The organism is Bradyrhizobium sp. (genome assembly GCF_019244115.1).
In the GTDB taxonomy this organism is placed as follows: domain Bacteria; phylum Pseudomonadota; class Alphaproteobacteria; order Rhizobiales; family Xanthobacteraceae; genus Bradyrhizobium.
Genome location: NZ_JAFATE010000066.1, coordinates 1 through 18918, shown reverse-complemented (window position 1 = coordinate 18918; position 18918 = coordinate 1). Strand labels below are relative to the sequence as shown.

Sequence of the window (18918 nt, the reverse complement as noted above, 5' to 3'; positions counted from 1 at the left end):
GAGCGAGGGCCGTTCCGTCGGAATCGAGGCTGGTTAGCGGACGGTGGTGCTCAGGTCCGCTCGCCGCTCCATCGGCATCACGATCACCTTGGTGCCGAGATTGACGCGCGAGTAGAGATCGCTGACGTCCTCATTGGTGAGGCGGATGCAGCCCGAGGAGACGTGAGTACCGATCGTCTCCGGCGCGTTGGTGCCGTGAATACGGTACACCGTGCCGCCGAGATACATCGCGCGTGCGCCGAGCGGATTGCCCGGGCCGCCGGCCATCTGCCGCGGCAGATAGGGCTGGCGCGCGATCATTTCCGGCGGCGGTGTCCAGTCCGGCCACTCGGCTTTCTTGGTTACGGTCTGCACGCCCGACCAGGTAAAACCCTCGCGGCCGACGCCGATGCCGTAGCGGATCGCCTGTCCGCCGCCGAGCACATAGTAGAGATAGGTGTTGGGCGTATCGATGATCACGGTGCCGGCCGCCTCGCGGGTCGGATAGTTCACGACCTGACGGCGCAGCCGCGCCGGCATCTCATAGACGGTGCCATCGTCCTCGCTCGGCGCGACCTGCACCTGCGGCGGCGCTGCGGCCTGCTGATACTGCGCCGGCGGTATCAGGAAAAACGGAAACAGCTGTGTCGGCGGCGCGGCGAGCGCCGACGAGGACAACGCCAGCGCGCCGATCGCGAACGCGCCGAGGCCGAACAGATGACGGGAATTGCACTTGGCCGAGGTGAGTTTTGGCATCGGTCGTCCCCCCTGTTCTGGTCGCGCCTTGCGCGCTTGCTGCGCTTCGTTGACTAAACCCCTAGCTGCAAGAGGTTTCGGGACGCTTGCGCGGGAACAGGAAAACGGTTTCGTCGCGTTAAGGATTGTTTCATGACGGTTTCGCGACACGCGAGCTGCGAAATCCCCCAAAAAGAATCCTCGACATTTCGATGACGTCACACGTTTGAAATATCCCTGTTCTTAACGTCCTCACTCAAGGAATCATTCTCAACTCAAGGCTCGCTTGATGCCGATACTGATCGCGACCGATGCCTGGCACCCGCAGGTCAACGGTGTCGTGCGCACGCTGACTTCACTGGCGCGCGCTGCCACAACGCTCGGTGCCGAGATCGAGTTCCTGACGCCGGAAGGTTTTCCCTCCTTCGCCTTGCCGACCTATCCGGGCTTGCGGCTTGCGCTGCCGAACCGGCGTGAGATCGCGCGGCGCATCGAGGCGGCGGCACCGGAGGCAATCCATATCGCGACCGAGGGCCCGGTCGGATGGGCGGTGCGCGGCTACTGCCTGCGGCACAAGCTCGCCTTCACGACCTCCTACACGACGCGCTTTCCCGAATATGTTTCGGTGCGCACCGGCATTCCCGCGGCAGTCGGCTATGCGGTGATGCGCCATTTTCACGCGCCATCGGCGACGATCATGGTGGCGACCAATTCGCTGCGCCAGGAGCTTGGCCAGCGCGGCTTCAGGAGGCTCGGCTTCTGGACGCGCGGTGTCGACACCGAGCTGTTCCGGCCCGACGAGCCGGCGACGCTGGACCTGCCGCGGCCGATCTTTCTGACCGTCGGCCGCGTCGCGGTCGAAAAGAATCTCGATGCGTTCCTGTCGCTGGATCTGCCCGGATCGAAGGTCGTGATCGGTGACGGGCCGCAGCGCGCCGAGCTGGAGCGGCGCTATCCGCGCGCAATTTTCCTCGGCGAGAAGAAGGGCAGGGACCTCGCCTCGCATATCGCCGCAGGCGACGTCTTCGTGTTTCCGAGCCTCACCGACACCTTCGGCGTGGTGCAGCTCGAAGCGCTGGCCTGTGGGGTACCGGTCGCGGCGTTTCCGGTCACCGGTCCGCTCGATGTGATATCAGACCGTCCGATCGGCGCGATCGATTCCGACCTGCGCGGCGCCTGCCTGCGCGCGCTCGGGCGATCGCGCGAGGCCTGCCGCAATTTTGCGCTGGAACATTCCTGGGAAAACAGCGCGCGGCAGTTCGTCGGCAATTTGAGCCGATTGCAGGCAAGTGCCCATTTTGCTGGCCGCGCAAGCCGCAGGGCGACCGATCTTGTACGAACTTCGCAAAGCCCCGGGCGTTAACAACCCAAAGAGAACGAGAGTGAAGATGGCAGAGATCATGAAGCTTGACGGGACCACGGAGTTGGACTTCGACCGCGAGACGGTCGAGCAGGCCTATGACCGCTGGGCACCCGTCTATGACCTCGTGTTCGGTGGCGTGTTCAGCAAGGGCCGCAAGGCGGCGATATCGGCGACCAACAAGATCGGCGGCCGCGTGCTGGAAGTCGGCGTCGGCACCGGAATTTCGTTGCCGCAATATGCGCCGCACTTGCGCATCCTCGGCACCGACATCTCGGAGGCGATGCTGAAGAAGGCGCAGCGCCGGGTCGACGAGCTCCGCCTGAAGAATGTCGAGGGACTCGCGGTGATGGACGCCGAAAAACTCGAATTCCCGGACAATTCGTTCGACGTCGTGATGGCGCAATATGTCGTCACCGCGGTGCCCAATCCCGAGGCTGCGCTGCATGAGTTCGCCCGCGTGCTGCGTCCCGGCGGCGAACTGATCATTCTGACCCGGGTCAGCGCCGATGCCGGCATGCGACGCTTCATCGAGCAGCGGTTGCAGCCGGTGGTGCGGCCGCTCGGCTTTCGCACCGCCGAGTTCGCCTGGTCACGCTATGTGAGCTGGCTGGCGAGCGCGCCGGGGATGGAATTGGTCGAACGGCGCCTGGTGCCGCCGCTCGGTCACTTCTCGCTGGTCCGCATCCGCAAGACCGAGATGGCCGTGGCCGCCTGATCAGCTGCAGTAGGGTGGGCAAAGCGAAGCGTGCCCACCGCCCAGGGCTGATCGCGCGACTGGTGGGCACGGCGCAAACGCGCCTTTGCCCACCCTACAATCCGAATTGAGCGGCAGGCCGTGCGGCCTCTTTCTCATGCCTTAGGTGAACGTCATGTGTCATTATGATGATGTCACATGCCCTACATCGAATCGCTGTATCGCCGTCCCATCTCATTTTCGGGGAAACACATGATCAAGAACTTCCTGGAGCAGTTGCGGATCCAGCGCTGGGACGATCACCGCTACTATCATCACAGCCGGATCAACCAGAGCCTGCATTTCGTCAGCGCGATCAGCTTCCTGATCGGCTACGTCTACATGTTCATCGATCCGGTGTTCTCCGCGCTGATCGGCTGGCTGGTGTCGATGACGTCGCGCCAGGCCGGGCACTTCTTCTTCGAGCCCAGGGGTTACGACCACATCAATCATGCGACCCACGAGCACAAGGAAGACATTAAGGTCGGCTACAATCTCCGGCGCAAGGTGGTGCTGATGTCGATCTGGGCGGCTTCGCCCGTCGTGCTCTACTTCGATCCGACCTTGTTCGGCCTCGTCAAGCCTTGGGCGTCGTCGGCCGATTTCATGCGGCAGGTCGCCAAAATCTGGCTGGTGGTGGGCATCGGCGGCCTCTTGTTCCGCACCGTGCACCTGTTCTTCATCAAGGACGTCGAGACCGGCCTCGTGTGGATGACGAAGATCATCACCGACCCCTTCAACGACTTCAAGCTCTACCACAAGGCGCCCTTGGCGCTGCTCCGCGGCGAGCTGATCGATCCAGGCCTCGACATTCTCGAACACGGCCTCGAGTTGGAAGAGAAGACCGCCTGAGCGGCCCTGGGCTTCTGCGGCTGCAATTTCACAATGGCCGGGCTCTGTCCCGGCCATCTGTTTTTCTGGTCATTCCGGGGCGCGCGTAGCGCGAACCCGGAATCTCGAGCTTCCGGGTTCGGCTCTTCGAGCCGTCCCGGAATGACGATCGATGATTTCGGATGATTTCGGAGTGAAGAGCTTGGTTGAAGCTGTGGCAGCACAGGAGGTGCGCTCCCTCCCCCCCTGCGGGGGAGGGCTGGGGAGGGAGGTACCCCGAACATCTGTGCTTGTGGCTACCCCCACCCCCGACCCCTCCCCGCAAGGGGGAGGGGAGTGGAAAGAGTTCGCCGAGTGGCGATCAGCGGCGCTTGAAGGCTTGGGCGAGCATCTCTTTGAGAATCTGGCGGCGGATGCGCTTGTTGGTGAGGGCGGCGTCGTGCCACCACCAGCCGTCCTGCATCATCTTGGTCGCCGCCGCCACGAAACGCTTCGTCACCTCGGCGAAGTCGGCATCGGTGTAGTTCAGGCTGAACACCAGGCGCCCGGTGCCGACCCAGCTCAGCGCGAGGCCCTCGGCGCGCAGGTAGTATTGCAGCATCCAGTTGTAGCGCGACGGCTCGGTGTAATCGACGGTCCAGATCGACGACAAGTTGGCAACGCGGACCGGCAGGCCGGCGGCGTTAAGCTTGTCGTTGAGGTCCTTCGCGCGGCCATCCCAGACCTCGTCGAGACCATTGTAGATGGCGCGAAAATTGGGGCTGGCGAGCCGGCTCAAGAACTCGTCCATCGACGTCATGACGTAGGGGTGCGAGTTGAAGGTGCCGCGGGCAAAACAGATGTCGGCGGGCGCATCGTCACGATAGCGGCGCATCAGCTCGCGTTTGCCGCAGACCACCCCGATCGGAAGGCCGCCGGCAAGGCTCTTGCCGTAGGTCACCATGTCGGCGCGCACGCCAAAATAGTCCTGCGCGCCGCCGGGTGCGATGCGGAAGCCGACGAACACCTCGTCGAAGATCAGCACGATGCCGCGCTCGGTGCAGACCTCGCGCAGCTTCTTCAGCCACTCGGTATAGGCGGCGCGGTCGAAATTCGCATGGCGGGAGCTATCGACCAGGGCGGAATCGCCGGGCGCGTTGACGTTCGGATGCAGCGCCTGCAGCGGATTGACCAGCACGCAGGCGATGTCGCGCCGCGTCCTCAGGACGTGCAGCGTGCGCTCGTTCATCTCGGCGAGCGTGTAGGTCTCATGCGGCGAGACCGGGTTGCCGACGCCGGGCTGCACGTCGCCCCACCAGCCGTGATAGGCGCCCGCAAAGCGCACCAGATGGGTGCGGCCGGTATGATAGCGGGCCAGCCGCACCGCCTGCATGACGGCCTCGGTGCCGGACATGTGGAAGGAGACTTCGTCGAGGCCGGAGATCTCGGTCAGGCGGCGGACGTTTTCGGCAACGACCGGGTGGTAGAAGCCGAGCACCGGGCCGAGCCCGTGCGCGCGCTTCTCGCCGATCTCGATGCATTCCTTGTAGAAGTCGTGGCCGAAGATGTTGACGCCATAGGCGCCGGTGAGATCGTAGAAGGTATTGCCGTCGAGGTCGGTCAGCGTCACTCCGGAGGACGCCTGCATAAAACTTCCCGACCCGAGATGCTCGCGGACCAGGCGGCTGTACTGGAACGGCACCCGGTAGGCCTGGGTGAACTGCAGGTCCGAGATCTGGGCGGCCGCCTCCCTGGTCGCGGCCCGGCTCTTGACGAAGCGCTCTTCATAGAGCGTGCCCAGCCGGAAGAAGCCGTCCTGGCGGCGCGTTGCGACCTCCTCCGGCGCGCCGTCGGAGCGGAAGAAGTCGTTGATGTCGAACTCGTAGAACGGGATCAGCCGCGCCACCCGGCGCGACATCTTCGAATGTCCGGCCAGCGAGCGGTGCTTGGCGCGGGACAGCGCCAGCCGCGCCTTGACCTTCGGGGCGACCGCAGCGGTCACGGCGACCGCGCCGGCGGCCAGCGACAGCATCGGAATTGGCGAATCCATATCCATCGAATCCCTATCAATGATGACAAGCGCTAACCATCCCTGCTGACAGATTCATGACAGTGAAAAACCTCATCGAAGCCCTCACCGAGCAGGAAGACATCAACTTCCTGTTGACCAACCGCATCCCGCGCGCGGCGCTGACCCGTTTCATGGGCTGGTTCTCCAAGATCGAGAACCCCTTGGTCCGGGACGCCTCGATCGCCTGCTGGCGGCTGTTCTCCGATCTCGATCTGTCGGAGGCGAAGAAGACCAGTTTTAAGAGCTTGCACGACTGCTTTACGCGAGAACTGCGTCCTGGGCTGCGGCCGGCCGATCCGGACCCGGCCGTGGTGGCGAGCCCGAGCGACGGCATCATCGGCGCGTTCGGAACCATCGCCGACGGCGAGCTTTATCAGATCAAGGGTGCGCCCTATTCGCTGCGCGACCTCCTCGGCGATAGCGAGCTGGTCGAGCAGCACCGCAACGGACGCTTCGTCACACTCCGGCTAACCTCGAGCATGTATCACCGCTTCCACGCACCGCAGGATGGCCGCATCCTTAAGGTCAGCTTCATCCATGGCGATGTCTGGAACGTCAACCCGATCGCGCTGAAGCGGATCGAGCGGCTGTTCTGCAAGAACGAACGCGCCGTGATCCGCATGCAGCTTGCGAGCGGCGAGGCGCTGACGATGGTACCGGTCGCGGCGATCCTGGTGGCCAGCATCCGCCTGCATTTCATCGACCGCGTGCTCAACGCGCAGACGACCGGGCCGCTGCAGTTCCCGTGTGACGTGACCGTGCACAAGGGCGACGAACTCGGCTGGTTCGAACACGGCTCAACCATCATTCTGCTCGCGCCCGGGCATTTCGAATTTTGCGCAGGTATCGCGGAGGGAACGCGGATCAAGGCGGGGCAGCAGCTCTTGCGAAGCCCGACGATGCAACCGACCCTGGCGTCTTGAGTGTCTGGTGCAATCTCGATTTTGCCCTGACGGCTGATTATATGAAAGATGTCTGTCTTCGAATCACGATCGCAAATCCGGGATAGTTGATGGCGAGAGAGCCTGTTCTGGCGGCGGGTGGCATCGTGCTGCGGCGGGGGCAATCGCCGCGGATCGCGGTCGTGCGCCTGCGCAAGCGCGATGAGTGGGTGCTGCCGAAGGGCAAGCTCGACAATGGCGAGACCGCGCGCGACGCCGCCGAACGGGAGGTTTTGGAAGAGACCGGGCACGATGTCATCGTGCATGAATTTCTGGGAACGCTGGCCTATGAGTCCGGCGGGCGGTCCAAGATCGTGCACTACTGGCGCATGGAGGCCGACGGCGAGCAGGCCTATGAACTGATGCACGACGTCAGGGCAGTCGACTGGCTGCCGCTCGACCTCGCGATCGGGCGGCTGTCGCGCGCCTATGAGCGGGCGTTCCTGACTCATGTCGGTCCGCATGCCCTCGAGAATGCTGCAGCGGCCGAAGCCTCGCGGCGCGCCCAGGCGAAAGCGCCGGCGGCGAAGAAGCGCCGCAGCCGTCAGGCTCCCGCGCGCAAGCCGCTGCCAAAACCGCCGCTGCCAGCGCCCACGCCGCAGCCCGATGTGATGCTTGGGCCGCCCGGGCACGATTTGGAGCTGCCTACGCCCGAGCTGCAGGTATCTGCTCCGTTCCTTGACGGCGAGATCCTCGACATCGGGCAGCCCATCGAGAAGGCGGAGGCGATGCTTCCGATTCATTCGGAGGACGCTGAACCGGCGCAGGTCGAGATGGCTTCGAATGGGGCTGCGGTCGCTGACGCCGATACCAACGCCGAGATCGCAGCGGCCGCGTCCGATGCGGAGACCGAAGTGCCGCGGCCCAGCCTGGCGCAGAAGGTGCGCGCCTGGCTCGGCCGCGCGGCTTGATAGAGCGGTTTCGTTGAATTTCGAAATCAATCGATCGGCACGTTATCGACACGACGGCGGTGCGCTCCCTCCCCCCTTGCGGGGGAGGGCTGGGGAGGGAGGTACCACACGACGAGCTGAGTCCGGGGACCCTCACCCTCGACCCCTCCCCGCAAGGGGGAGCGCAGCGCACGGCCCCTTGCTGCGCCTTTTCAGTCCAATCTTGGCTCTGTGACGGCTCACCGCGGTTCGTCGCGCTTGTCCTTGGGCGGCCGCTTGCCGCGCACGGCTCCGGGCCGGCCCGGCTGAGCTCCTCGCTGCGCACCCGGGCGCGGCGGAAGCGGCGCAGCCTGGCGCGGCGCCGGCTCACGCAGGTTCGGCTGCGGCGGCGTGCCGGGTTTGAGATTTCCGCCTTGCCGTGACGGCTCACCCTGCCGTGGCGGTTCACCGGGACGTGGAGGTTCTCCCGGGCGCGCTGGAGCAGCGGGCGCCGGATTCGTGCCGGGTTTTCCCTGCGGCGCCTGGCCTGAACGCTGCGGCTGCCGCTGTTGCTTCGGCTGACCTTGCTGCCGCTGCTGGTTAGGTCCGGGGGGCTGTGTGCCTTGCCGGTTCGGCTGCGGCTGGCTGTTTTGCCGCTGTGGCGTCTGCTGCGGTGTCGGCTGGCGCGGCGGGTTGTTGCGGTTCGGCAGCGCATTCGGATTGGCGCGTCGCAGCGCGCGCTGCTCGGTCACGATCTGGCGGCCGACATTTTGCGCCGCATGCACCTGGCGCACAAAACCCTGGTCGCGCGCCACCTGCTCCGAGGAGATTCTGAGCGGTACGGCACTGACCCGGCCGCCCGGCGCGCCGGGTGGCCGGATGCTGAAACCGCTTGCGCCCTGCGTCAGCGCGCCGAGCCGTGCGCCCAGGCGGTCATTGACCTCGATGCGGCCGACATGGCCGTCCGGATCGGGATAGAGTTTGATGTTGACGTTGTTGCCGCGCGTGGCCGCGCCGCCCTCCGGCACTTCGACGAGCCCGGTGGTGCCGCGAATGCCGAGCGTCGAGGTCGGCGTCGTGATCTTCATGTCGCCGGTCTTCGCCACCGCCGCGGCGACGAAGGCGACCGTGCCTTTTGCGATGTCGAAGATGCCGGCATTCTCTTTGCCGCCGTCCTCATAGACATAAGTGTCAATCGTGATCCTGGCGTTGGCCGACAGATGGAAGGTGGTGCCGTCGTTGAAGGTGATGCCGAGGGTCGAATCGGCCGCGGTCTGCACCGTGTCGTTCAGGAAGATGTCGTCCTTGAGTTTGAGCGCGATCGAATCCTTGTTGTGGATCACGGTCACAACCCCGGTCAGGGTGGCGACATTGCCGATCGGCTCGTCGGAGGCGGCTGAGGTCGGGGAGGGGGAGGGCACAGGTGTCGGCGCCGGCTGGGCCTGCGCGACCGTCATGAGGCGCGGCACCGCCTGATCGATTCCGGCAGATGCACGATCATCGCCAGTCGGGGCCGGCATTGCCGCCGCGCCGGACAGGCCATGGATCAGTAGGCCGAGCATCAACCAAAGCCGCTTCCGCGCCACAGCCATCGCCCCCCAAGGCTCAATCAGGACGGACGGCAGTAAGGAAGCGGGACGCTGAACCCGGCGTGAATACCTGTGTCAGGCCTTGGTGCAGAATTCGTGATCCCGCCGCAGTGTCCACCTTTCCCCGGCCGGGAGAGGTGGACCGTATCAGCGGAACGGCCGGCCAAAACGTCGCGCGCTAGTCGCCCCAGCCCCAGTAGTTGCGCCAGCCGCTCTTCGGCGGCTTGTTGGCGTAGTTGACTGACGTGGTCCGCTCGGAAGGGTCCGCCTTGAACACCGCCCTGCAGCCCTCGCTCAACTGGGCCCGCTTCTTGGCCATGCACGCCGTGATGCGGTCGACGTCGGGAATCTCCGAGCTGCACAGACGCATCGCATCGCCGGTACACCGCTGCGCCTGCTCCTGCGTGTAGGCATGTGAAACCGACGTCAATGTTAGCAACGCCAGCGACGTTGCGGCCAGCAACGCGCCGTTACTCTTGACCGATCGAAAGCAAGCCACCTGATGTCCCCCTGAAGCTGAAGCGGATGCGATCGCCGCCCGCCGAAGCAGCGCCGCTCCGCAAAAGGATAACGTAGCGGGGTTTGCAGTCATTTGCCGTGATGAGCGAAATTGAATCTTATCCACGGACATCTGGGTTCCATAGCGCGGGAACAGTGATCGACGATCGACGCACTTGATGCGAAAAGGCCCGCATACCGTTGCGAGGCCAGTGTGCACGCGTGTTCTGACGTTCGACGATGTCAGCTCAGACGCTTCCAGGTCTGGCCGCCGCAGAACAGGCCGCCGAATGCGCAGCCCTGCACCTTCAAGAGATTCGGTCCCCTTATCGCGATGGTGGAGTCGTAATTGCCGCCGCCAGCCGGATCATGAATGCGGCCGACCCATTTGTTGTCGGACGGCTTCATGTTGATCAGGACTTTTTCGCCGCTCTTCTCGGCATAGCCGCACAGATTGGCGCCGCAGGGCTCGATCCGCACATTGCCCTTGTTCTCTTCCGTCGCCCACAGGCCGAGCGGCGTGTTCGGCACGGGAGCTGCGGCGGCCGGAGCGGGTTGCGCCGCAGGAGCAGCGGCCGCGGCAGCAGGGTTGGTTGGCGCCGAGGCGGGGCCCGCCAGCGCCGCGGGAGCGAGCGGCGCGGTGGACGCGCCGGCGGCGTCGGCATTTGCGAGATGATTCGTGGACGGGATCTGCGCGGCTGGTGTGCTCGATGTCACGGTCGCCGGAGCCGGCAAGGCGGGCTGTTCGGGGCTGGCGGCCGGCGTCGTCGGCGGTGCGCTGGCCTGAACGCTCGGCGCCTGAGCAGGGGCGGGTGCCCGCAGGGCCGACGGACTCACGGGCGTCTCGTCATCATCATTGCGGCCGGACGTCAGCCGGCCCAGATTGATGCCGCCGAGACCCGTGATCTTGAGGCACGACAGCGCGTCACAGTTTTTCGGCGCTTCGATCCGGATCCGGTGTCCGTCGATGTCGAGCGAGATCGCCTGCCCGGCATGTGCGGCGGTTGAGGCCAGCACGAGAGCGGTGGCGAGGGTGAGCTTTTTCATGAGAGCCTCCGGCGAGCGGGTTGTTGCAACTCGCCGAAAACCTTAAGATCGCCGCATCAGCCTCTTCCGTGACGGAGATCACAGGAGGCGAATGGCTCGCCGCACATCGTGCGGCCATTCGGGGGCTGCGCGGTCAAGGGGGCAGTCGCCTGCGAACGGCGGCAATTGCGGTTGGCCCTGAAAGGAATCAGATACCGCGCTAGAACAGCCCGAGCACGATCGCGGCAACAAAGGCAAACGCGACATACGCGGCGACTACGCTCAACCTATTCTCGAGAGTCATGGACTTCTCCAAGGTTTGCGTCGCACTCTCCGCATTCCGGAAGACCATATTAGCACTTGCTGGACTCCACAAAAAGACAGGCTGGCTGTCCGTAGTAGCCGAGCGTGAACTGCGCTTGGAGTGGCGCGCGTGGTTAAAGATTCGTGAAATCAACGCGTTGGTCAGTCTTTAAGCAAAATCTTAAGCAAAACGGACGAACCTGCGGGGCATGACGCGTGGAGTTCGTTTGTATCTCGTCGGCTCCTTCGTCCTTGTCTCGCTTGCGGGTTGCGGTCGCGGCTTCTTTCAGGCCGAACGTGAACCCTGGCGCGGCGAGGCCGAGATCGCCTGTCTGAAATCCGGGGCGGTGAAAGAAAGCGCCGACATCGTTCGCATCTCGCCGATTTCGGGCCCCGGCGTCTGCGGTGCCGACTATCCGCTCAAGGTCGCAGCCCTCGGCGAAGGCTCGACCAGCTTCGGCTTCGCCGACGAGGATCTGCGTCCACCAGCCGACATCGGCAACCAGCCGCGCTGGCCGGTCAGGCCGGCGCCGCCGCCAGCCTACCAGCCGCCGCCGCAAACCTACCCGCCGTCGCAGGGCTATCAGGCGCCGAACTATCCGAATGCGCCGTCGCGTCCACCGGCTTATGGGCAGGCGCCCCCCGCGCCGATCTCGCTGGCCGCGCCCGGCGTTGCGCCCGAGGAAGACGAGATCGATTTGCCGGATGAGGGGACGCCGGGATCCTACCCGCCGCCGCGTTCGTCCGCGCCCTATGGCGCGCAGGCCTATCCGCCGCATCCGCAATATTCCGCGCCGAACGCGCAGCGTCCGTATGATGCCCCGTACGGAGGTGCGCCGGCCGCGTCACCCACCGACCGCCTGCCAGCGCTTGGACCGGCGCGGGGCGATCCGGTCACGGCCGTCGGTCCGGTCGCGGTAAAACCAACGGCGACGCTCGCCTGCCCGATCGTCTCGGTGCTCGATCGCTGGCTCGCCGAGGCCGTGCAACCGGCCGCGCAACGCTGGTTCGGCGCGCGCGTCGTCGAGATCAAGCAGATCTCCGCCTATTCCTGCCGCGGCATGAACGGCAATCCGAGCGCGCACATTTCCGAGCACGCTTTTGGCAACGCGCTCGATATCGCGGTCTTCACGCTCGCCGACGGACGGCACATCTCCGTGAAGGACGGCTGGCATGGTCTGCCCGAGGAGCAGGGTTTTCTGCGCGACGTGCAGGGCGCGGCCTGCGCGCGGTTCAACACGGTGCTGGCGCCGGGCTCCAACGCCTACCACTACGATCACATCCACGTCGACCTGATGCGGCGCGCCTCGGGCCGCATCATCTGCGAGCCGGCCGCGATCTCGGGCGAGCAGGTCGCTGCGCGTGCGCAGCAGCGCTACGGCTATGGCCAGCGCGATCCCGCCGTCACCGGCGCGCTCGGCGGTGCAAGGGAAGCCTCGCATCGGCGCAAGAAGGGCGAGCGCGTCAACGAGGAAGACGAATTCGAGGACGATTGAGGAGGGCAGGGTGGGTAGGTGGGCAAAGGCGCGTTTGCGCCGTGCCCACCATCTTTTAAAAGGTGTAGTCGTGGAATGGTGGGCACGCTTCGCTTTGCCAATGAAATCTACGAAACAGTGCGCTACTTGATCAGCTCGGCGCCGACTTTGCAGATCGCCGCGTCCTGGTCGCCGGTGCCGCCGCTGCAGCCGATGGCGCCGATCAGCTTGCCGCCTTCGACCAGCGGGAAGCCGCCGGGGGAGGCGACCAGGGTCGGATCGAGCGTCGAGAGATAGCCGTGGCCGGCTTCGTAGACGTTATAGAAGATCTGCGTCGGACGGCGGAAGCGCGCCGCGGTGCGCGCCTTGCCCTGCGAGATGTTGACCGAGGCGATCAGCGCACCGTCCATCCGGAGGAAATGCACGAGCTCGCCATTGGTGTCGACGACGGCGATGTTCATTTTCCAGTTGCGCTTCTTGGCCTCCGCTTCGGCGGCGGCGAGAATCTGCTTGGCCTTCTCCTCGCCGATCGACTGCCCATAGGGAATGTCGAACGGCATGATTTCGGGTGTGCCGCCGGCCGGCGCGTTGGCAGGTGGCGCCGCGGGCGCCGGTGTGGCCTGCTGCGCGAGCGCCGCGTGACCGACGCAGAGCGCCAGCGCCAGACTGGAAACAAAAGAGACAATGCCTCGCATTACTATTCCTCCCGATTGCATCGGTGTCGTTGCTTGCACCGATCGGCCGGGACTATTGCAGAGCGAACGGTATTTCTCAATATGTGAGAGGCTGGCGCCATTGTGGAATGGTCGGCCCATCGCCTGTATCTCACTGGTTTGCTTGCTCGCTCCGGGGGCGGGAGGCTCGGTGGCCCGGGCCGGACCACCGAACTGCGTCATGACATGGCCGGCTCCAGGAACTTGGCGAACGCGTAGCCGTCCCTCACGCCGTCGCCTTCCAGATCGACCAGAGCCCAGCGGCCGCTGGCGACCTCGTCGAACTCAAGCACGTTGAGCGAGGTTCCGTTCAGCAACTCCTTCAACACCGGAAACTCGATTCCGGGCCCGCCGCGTAGCATCAATTCGGTCCGAACATTGACGACATATGGACCAAGCGGCGCAGGTGGCTGCACCGCAACTTCAGCGCCTGCGGCGAGCTGGTTCTCGACCACGCAGATGAGCCTGGGGCCGATCGACGACTGGTTCAGGAAGCCGGCGCTGTCGAGCGGGAAGAACTTCTTGCCAACCGTGCCCGTGCCGCCGGCCAGGAACTCATTGCCGCCGATGGTGACGGCATTGCGCACTCCGTTGCGGATCTCGAAATCGACCACGATCGCGGCGTGCGAGGGATAGTCGGCATGGGTCCGGGCCGATTCATAGGTAACGGTGCCGCCGCTGCGATTGTGGTGAATGAGATCGCCGAGCTTCGGAGCATACTCGTTGATCGGATGCGCGCGAAATACGCCGCGGTTGTTGTCCGCGTTGGCAATCGCGGCGTTCACATAGACGCTGTGAAGCATGCTGAACCTGAACTGCTCCGCCGTTGCGCCCGACCGTTTGACGCAGAACGAGACGAACGCGGCCGACCATGCGTTTTCGTCGAGCGTCGGATCGAGGCTCCGGCTGCCACCGGCAGCCTCGTAGTAGTCTGCGATGTGGCTCCGCAGCGGCTCGCTGCCTTCGTTGATGTCATGGAAGCGACCGAACTCGGCCTGGGCGACCGAGACGATTGAGGGAATCGCAGGCTGCGGCGCCGGAGCCGCGGCTGGCGCCGTCGCGGCTACTGCAGGGGCGGCGGCCACGGGCGCGTGGGCTGGCGTGGCGATGTCGTGGGCGATTTTCAGAAAGCGCTCGATGTTCTCGCCATAGAAGAACCGTCCGTCGTTGAAGCCCTGTTTAAGGCCTTTGGCTTCTCGAAAATTGCCGAAGCCCGTATTGTAGACGATGGCAACGAAGGCCGACTCCAGGTCAGTCAGCGACGTCTTGTTGTTGAGACCGAGCTGTTGCAGGCCGGTGCGCAGTTCGAGCATCAGCTTGTCGACGCAAACGCTGAGGTCTTTCCAGCTCTGGTTGAGGAAGAAATTCGGATCGCGGCGGAAGAACTGCAAGTCGTACTGGAAGATGCCGTAGCCGTGCACGAATTTGTTCGGGCGCCTGCCGAGCTCTTGGTAGGTCTCGATGCCGGTCCCGTCGCCCATCTCGATCAAGAGCCGATGCGCCAGGTCGAACATCTCCTGGCCTCGCGGTGCGCCGATGAGCGCGTCCTTGTTTTTCGGGAAGGCGCTACGGCTCGGCTCGTCGAGTGTGTCGCCGACAGACAGGCGCAATACCTCCTCGGGCGGCACGTTCAGACGCAGCCTGCTCCACAGTTCGCCCGATTCCTGAAATGCGATGGCGCAGACCAAATCGAACGATACCGGCGTTCCGGCCAGGGCCGGAATGATGCCAGCGGCAAAATTCTCTTTGAACCACGTGATCTCTTCCTTGATGGCCATGTGAAAATTCCCGGTTGTGAATGGGGAGGTGTCAAATCATGGCCTGCCGAGCGGGAACTGGCGGGGAGCGATCGGAAGGAAAGGCGAGGGCGGTCGGGCCGTTGATCGCCGGCGGCAACGTCAAGCGATGGGGTCGAAGGTCGCCGCTTCATGATGTGCCCCGGAGGCCGAACAAGCAGGCCTTCAACGGGTAGCACCTGTTTGATCCAATCCACGTGAGTTGGTTCACATCTGTCCGGCCTCGTGGCACACGCAGGCGCGGGACGATTCGATATCAGACGGTCGCCCCTTACCGCGCCAGCCGTTCCAGGAGGTCGTTGACGAGACCGATCAACAGATCGAGCTTGTAGCCGGTCATCGGCAGCGGGTTCGCATCGGTGGTCGCGCGGCGCGCGGCCTCGAGCATCGTCTCCTCATTGGCCTCGGCGCCGAGCAGCAGCGCCTCGGAGGCCAAAAGGCGCAGCGGCCGCGGCGCAATGCCGCCGGCCGCGAGGCGGACGAAGCGGAAGCGGCCGTCGGTGACGACCGCGCGGGCGCAGACCTCGACCAGCGGCCATTCGGCATGGCTGCGGCTGATCGCGCGCTTGTAGAGCGCGCGTTCACCGGCGACCGGCGCGGGCAACACGATGCGCCGGATCATCTCGCCCTGTTGCAGCGCGTGATCCCGGCCGTCGCTGCCGTCGCCAAGCAGGTCGCCGACAGACAGACCGTCCCTGCGGTCGGTGTCGATTGTGGTCGCCTCATAGGCCAGCAGCGCCACGGCCATCGACGAGGGATGCGGCGCGACGCAGGCGCCGCTGTCGAAGGCCACGTGATAGAGATGGTTTCCGGCGCGGGCCGGACAATCGATGCCGCCTTTCTTCAGGCAGGCGATGTGCGGATTGCGGTAGTACCAGCAGCGCGAGCGCTGGGCGAGATTGCCGCCGAGCGTCGCCAGATGCCGGATCTGCGGCGTTGCCAATCCGCCCGCGGTCGCGGCAAGACCGGGATAGGCCGCAGTAAGCCCGGCATCGCCGGCAATCGCCGCAATGGTCGTGAGCGCGCCGATGGTGGCCGCGCCGTCATCGGAAAAACTGATGCCGCTTTCGAGCTTCGAAGCGATGTCGATCACGGGGCCCCTGGCGATGCCGCTGCGCAGCCGCTCCGACAAGTCGGTGGCGGCGGCGCGGAATTCCGCGGTCGCCTCGGCGCAAGACGTGGTCATGCCGCGGTCCTCCGCAGCGCCGCGGCAAGCCGGTCGGGCCGGAACGGAATTTCCGTCAGCCGCACGCCGATCGCGTTGTAGATGGCGTTGGCTATCGCCGGTGAGGTCGGCACGGTTGCGACCTCGCCGATGCCGACGCTGCCGCCCGCCACGTGTTCGAAGCCGGCCTCGTCGAAATGCACCGCGATGCGCGGTGTGTCTGCGATGCCGGGAATGCGATAGTCCTCCATGCTCGCGCTCAGGACATGGCCGGACAGCGGATCGATCTCGCGCGTTTCGTAGAGCGCGTAGCCGACGCCCTGGATCACGGCGCCTGCGGCCTGGCTATGCGCGAGATCAGGGGCCACGACCTTGCCGATCGCAAGACCGGTGTGCACCGAGAGCACGCGGACATGGCCGAGCCAGGTGTCGACCTCGACCTCGACCACCTGCACCGAACTCGGTACGCCGGCGCCGACCACGATGTTGGAGAACCAGCGCAGCACGAGGCCGAAGATCGTGCCCATGATGCCCACCTCCTTGAATGGCGAACGAATGCGCGGGTCTGACGGCTTTGCGTCCTTCGCCCGTTCGGCTGAGACGACGAGGTCGGGAGAGGCTGCGATCATGTCGCGCCAGGGCGCATTCGAGCCCTGCGGCGGTGATCGCGACGCGTTCTTCACGATTGCAGCCTTCAGCTTGGTCACGGCCGCGAGGGTCGGCGGCACCAGCGAGGCGGTCACGCGGCTGCCGCCGGAGCCCGGTCCTTCGGGCAGCGAGGACTCGCCGATGCGCACCTCGATGTCGTCGGGCTCGACCCCGAACTCGCGCGCCACCGTAGAGGCGATCACCGTGCGCGTGCCGGTGCCGATGTCCTGAACGGCGCTGCTCGCGACGATGCGCCCGCCCTTGACGGCGAGTTCGATGCGCGATCCGGGCTGCCAGAGATAGAGCCAATATCCGGTGGCGACGCCGACACCCCTTCGGTAGCGGCCGTTCTGTGCCGCGGCCGGTGTCCTTTCGCGCCAGACATCCAACTCGGCCGCCCAGTCGTAAAGCCGCTGCCGGTTGGGGTCAGGATCCCAGCGCTTGCGCAAGGCGATCGGATCGAGCTTCAGGCGGTGGGCGGCCTCGTCGACCGCCTGCTCCAGCGCAAACGCCATCGGCGGCCCGCCGGGGCCGCGGAACGGCGCGCCGGGCGGCAGATTGCTGACGACGTCGAAATCGGCGAGCTGCTTGGCGTCCGCCGGATAGATCATGCGCGCCAGTGCCGCGATGGTCGAGTTGGTCGCCGCGCCGGTGTCGGCGTAGGCGGTGAGCGATAGCGCCTTGAGGCGGCCCTGCGGAGAGGCGAGCAAAGCGAGCTCGAGTTCGGCGGCCGGACGATAGCCGGTCACCGAGAGCTCTTCGTGGCGGTCGAAGGCGACCCTCACCGGGGCCTTTGCCGCGCGCGCGAGCTCGATCGCCACGATGGTTTCGACGCCGAGGCCGCCCTTGGAGCCGAACCCGCCGCCGACATGATTGGCGATCACCCGCACCTTGCCGGGTGACAGCTTGTAGCGCTTGGCGATCGCTTCGCCGACGTCGTGCACCGACTGGGTCGAGACATGAACCGTGAGGCGGTCGCCGTCGAACCGCGCCACCGCGGCGTGCGGCTCGAGGCAGGCATGCGACTGCGTGCCGACGCGAAAAGTCGATTCGACCAGCAGGGGATCGCGCGTCTTGCGGGCGCGCTCGATCCAGCCTTTGGCCTTTCTTGCCTGCTGCGAGAACACCGCGGTCGGGCCGCGTACATTGCCCTTCCAGGGCGCCGGCCCGCCAGCGCCTTCCGCGACATTGCCGGCCTGCTTGCGGTTGGTCTTGTCGAAGACCGTGGGCGCATCGGGCTTTCGTGCAGCGTCCAGTCCGATCGCGGCCGGCATCGCCTCGCTGACGACACGGATTGCACCGATGGCCTTGAGCGCGGCCTTGCGGCTGGTTGCGGCCACGGCCGCTATGGGTGTGCCGACATAGCGCACCATCCGATCCTGAGACAGCAGCGAGGCAACCGCAGCGACGCCGGGAACGGCGCGGGCGGGCGCGAGGTCGAGCTCGGCGATCTTGCCATGCGCGATATTGGCACGCAGGATCACGCCTTCGAGCTGTCCGTCATGGCGGATGTCGACGGTGTAGCGTGCCGCCCCCGTCACCTTGGCTAGGGCTTCCATCCGCGCCGCTCGCACCTCCTTGCCGTCGAAGCGGCCGGCGCAGGCGTCCGCTACGGCGCGAAAAACGCCGTCATAGGCGCCGCAGCGACACAGGTGCCCCGACAGAGCCGCGCCGATCTCCTCGCGCGAGGGCGTGGCCGTGCCATTCGCGGCGCGCCAGCGCTCATGGAACGCTGTGGCCTCCACGATGAAGCCCGGCGTGCAGAAGCCGCATTGCAGGCCGTCATGCGCCATAAAAGCCTTCTGGACCGGATGCAGCTCGCTTTCGCCGATCCCCTCGACGGTCGTGACCGACCGGCCGACCGCGGCCTGCGTGGGCATCAGGCAGCTCGCCACCGGCACGCCGTCGAGCAGCACCGTACACGCGCCGCAGACCCCGGACCCGCACACCAGCTTGGTCCCGGTCAGGCCAAGGTCGTCGCGGAGGACATCGATCAGGAACGCATCGCCGTCGTCGGGCAGCGACGCGGGGCGGCCATTGATCGTGATGCTGCTCATGTCCGATCTCCAGGGAGCTTCAAGCGCGGAGCAGGAGATCGGCAAAAGATAGCGGAAATGTCAAACGGCCGCGCGGCTCCGCGGGGCAGCCTATCGGGCCTTGGCCCCGTAGGTGGCGAGAAACATCCGCGTCGCACTGGCGACGAT

Annotated in this window: 15 protein-coding genes; 6 read left to right on the top strand and 9 right to left on the bottom strand. The window is 65.5% G+C overall.

The window, feature by feature from the left end; genetic code table 11:
- Nucleotides 1-33: 33 nt before the first annotated feature.
- The gene (locus JOZ76_RS03115) at nucleotides 34-735 is read right to left on the bottom strand and encodes a L,D-transpeptidase (RefSeq protein WP_291697165.1); all 702 of its coding nucleotides are present in this window, start codon (nucleotides 733-735) and stop codon (nucleotides 34-36) included.
- A gap of 268 nt (nucleotides 736-1003) precedes the next feature.
- Here JOZ76_RS03115 and JOZ76_RS03110 point away from each other — a divergent pair, with 268 nt between their 5' ends.
- From JOZ76_RS03110 to JOZ76_RS03100, 3 genes are all read left to right on the top strand, one after another.
- Nucleotides 1004-2077, top strand: coding sequence for a glycosyltransferase family 4 protein (locus tag JOZ76_RS03110; protein ID WP_291697164.1), 1074 nt, complete (start codon nucleotides 1004-1006; stop codon nucleotides 2075-2077).
- A gap of 25 nt (nucleotides 2078-2102) precedes the next feature.
- Nucleotides 2103-2792 carry a class I SAM-dependent methyltransferase gene (locus JOZ76_RS03105; RefSeq protein WP_291697163.1) on the top strand — a complete coding sequence of 230 codons (690 nt, stop codon included), beginning with the start codon at nucleotides 2103-2105 and terminating at the stop codon, nucleotides 2790-2792.
- 231 nt (nucleotides 2793-3023) lie between these two features.
- On the top strand, nucleotides 3024-3662 hold the full coding sequence (locus JOZ76_RS03100; RefSeq protein ID WP_291697162.1) for a hypothetical protein: 639 nt from the start codon (nucleotides 3024-3026) through the stop codon (nucleotides 3660-3662).
- A 340-nt stretch (nucleotides 3663-4002) separates the two neighbouring features.
- On the opposite strand, the gene JOZ76_RS03095 is transcribed toward JOZ76_RS03100, so the two are convergent.
- Complete coding sequence (locus tag JOZ76_RS03095; RefSeq protein ID WP_291697161.1) at nucleotides 4003-5670, bottom strand: aminotransferase class III-fold pyridoxal phosphate-dependent enzyme; 1668 nt, start codon at nucleotides 5668-5670, stop codon at nucleotides 4003-4005.
- Between the two features lie 56 nt (nucleotides 5671-5726).
- Between JOZ76_RS03095 and asd the strand changes: the two genes are divergently transcribed.
- Both asd and JOZ76_RS03085 read left to right on the top strand, forming a co-directional pair.
- Nucleotides 5727-6614: an archaetidylserine decarboxylase gene (gene asd, locus JOZ76_RS03090; RefSeq protein WP_291697160.1), complete on the top strand. Its 888-nt coding sequence runs from the start codon at nucleotides 5727-5729 to the stop codon at nucleotides 6612-6614.
- Nucleotides 6615-6703: 89 nt separating this feature from the next.
- A complete protein-coding gene (locus JOZ76_RS03085) occupies nucleotides 6704-7543 on the top strand; it encodes an NUDIX hydrolase (protein ID WP_291697159.1) in 840 nt (279 codons plus the stop codon).
- Between the two features lie 218 nt (nucleotides 7544-7761).
- On the opposite strand, the gene JOZ76_RS03080 is transcribed toward JOZ76_RS03085, so the two are convergent.
- The 3 genes from JOZ76_RS03080 to JOZ76_RS03070 form a co-directional block, all read right to left on the bottom strand.
- Entirely contained in the window at nucleotides 7762-9063 is a 1302-nt protein-coding gene (locus tag JOZ76_RS03080; RefSeq protein WP_291697158.1) for a FecR family protein, read from the bottom strand.
- A gap of 205 nt (nucleotides 9064-9268) precedes the next feature.
- Complete coding sequence (locus tag JOZ76_RS03075) at nucleotides 9269-9520, bottom strand: hypothetical protein (protein WP_291697157.1); 252 nt, start codon at nucleotides 9518-9520, stop codon at nucleotides 9269-9271.
- A 311-nt stretch (nucleotides 9521-9831) separates the two neighbouring features.
- Nucleotides 9832-10635, bottom strand: a complete 804-nt coding sequence (locus JOZ76_RS03070) for a DUF2147 domain-containing protein (protein WP_291697156.1) — start codon at nucleotides 10633-10635, stop codon at nucleotides 9832-9834.
- A gap of 491 nt (nucleotides 10636-11126) precedes the next feature.
- Between JOZ76_RS03070 and JOZ76_RS03065 the strand changes: the two genes are divergently transcribed.
- Nucleotides 11127-12413: an extensin-like domain-containing protein gene (locus JOZ76_RS03065; protein WP_291697155.1), complete on the top strand. Its 1287-nt coding sequence runs from the start codon at nucleotides 11127-11129 to the stop codon at nucleotides 12411-12413.
- A gap of 122 nt (nucleotides 12414-12535) precedes the next feature.
- Here the strand turns inward: JOZ76_RS03065 and JOZ76_RS03060 are convergent, their stop codons facing one another.
- The 4 genes from JOZ76_RS03060 to JOZ76_RS03045 all read right to left on the bottom strand — a co-directional run bounded on the left by JOZ76_RS03060 (nucleotide 12536) and on the right by JOZ76_RS03045 (nucleotide 18771).
- Nucleotides 12536-13087 carry a GlcG/HbpS family heme-binding protein gene (locus JOZ76_RS03060; RefSeq protein ID WP_291697154.1) on the bottom strand — a complete coding sequence of 184 codons (552 nt, stop codon included), beginning with the start codon at nucleotides 13085-13087 and terminating at the stop codon, nucleotides 12536-12538.
- 197 nt (nucleotides 13088-13284) lie between these two features.
- Nucleotides 13285-14883 (bottom strand): DUF2272 domain-containing protein, encoded by a 1599-nt coding sequence (locus tag JOZ76_RS03055; protein ID WP_291697153.1) that lies wholly within the window; start codon nucleotides 14881-14883, stop codon nucleotides 13285-13287.
- A 289-nt stretch (nucleotides 14884-15172) separates the two neighbouring features.
- On the bottom strand, nucleotides 15173-16087 hold the full coding sequence (locus JOZ76_RS03050) for an FAD binding domain-containing protein (protein WP_291697152.1): 915 nt from the start codon (nucleotides 16085-16087) through the stop codon (nucleotides 15173-15175).
- The gene (locus JOZ76_RS03045) at nucleotides 16084-18771 is read right to left on the bottom strand and encodes a molybdopterin-dependent oxidoreductase (protein WP_291697151.1); all 2688 of its coding nucleotides are present in this window, start codon (nucleotides 18769-18771) and stop codon (nucleotides 16084-16086) included. Before JOZ76_RS03045 ends, JOZ76_RS03050 begins: the two co-directional genes overlap by 4 nt.
- Nucleotides 18772-18918 lie beyond the last annotated feature (147 nt).

What these genes read in the sequence shown, in the direction of transcription:
- JOZ76_RS03115 (WP_291697165.1), bottom strand. Translation starts at nt 735, where the DNA reads ATGCCAAAACTCACCTCGGCCAAGTGCAATTCCCGTCATCTGTTCGGC.
- JOZ76_RS03110 (WP_291697164.1), top strand. Translation starts at nt 1,004, where the DNA reads ATGCCGATACTGATCGCGACCGATGCCTGGCACCCGCAGGTCAACGGT.
- JOZ76_RS03105 (WP_291697163.1), top strand. Translation starts at nt 2,103, where the DNA reads ATGGCAGAGATCATGAAGCTTGACGGGACCACGGAGTTGGACTTCGAC.
- JOZ76_RS03100 (WP_291697162.1), top strand. Translation starts at nt 3,024, where the DNA reads ATGATCAAGAACTTCCTGGAGCAGTTGCGGATCCAGCGCTGGGACGAT.
- JOZ76_RS03095 (WP_291697161.1), bottom strand. Translation starts at nt 5,670, where the DNA reads ATGGATTCGCCAATTCCGATGCTGTCGCTGGCCGCCGGCGCGGTCGCC.
- asd (WP_291697160.1), top strand. Translation starts at nt 5,727, where the DNA reads ATGACAGTGAAAAACCTCATCGAAGCCCTCACCGAGCAGGAAGACATC.
- JOZ76_RS03085 (WP_291697159.1), top strand. Translation starts at nt 6,704, where the DNA reads ATGGCGAGAGAGCCTGTTCTGGCGGCGGGTGGCATCGTGCTGCGGCGG.
- JOZ76_RS03080 (WP_291697158.1), bottom strand. Translation starts at nt 9,063, where the DNA reads ATGCTCGGCCTACTGATCCATGGCCTGTCCGGCGCGGCGGCAATGCCG.
- JOZ76_RS03070 (WP_291697156.1), bottom strand. Translation starts at nt 10,635, where the DNA reads ATGAAAAAGCTCACCCTCGCCACCGCTCTCGTGCTGGCCTCAACCGCC.
- JOZ76_RS03065 (WP_291697155.1), top strand. Translation starts at nt 11,127, where the DNA reads ATGACGCGTGGAGTTCGTTTGTATCTCGTCGGCTCCTTCGTCCTTGTC.
- JOZ76_RS03060 (WP_291697154.1), bottom strand. Translation starts at nt 13,087, where the DNA reads ATGCGAGGCATTGTCTCTTTTGTTTCCAGTCTGGCGCTGGCGCTCTGC.
- JOZ76_RS03055 (WP_291697153.1), bottom strand. Translation starts at nt 14,883, where the DNA reads ATGGCCATCAAGGAAGAGATCACGTGGTTCAAAGAGAATTTTGCCGCT.
- JOZ76_RS03050 (WP_291697152.1), bottom strand. Translation starts at nt 16,087, where the DNA reads ATGACCACGTCTTGCGCCGAGGCGACCGCGGAATTCCGCGCCGCCGCC.
- JOZ76_RS03045 (WP_291697151.1), bottom strand. Translation starts at nt 18,771, where the DNA reads ATGAGCAGCATCACGATCAATGGCCGCCCCGCGTCGCTGCCCGACGAC.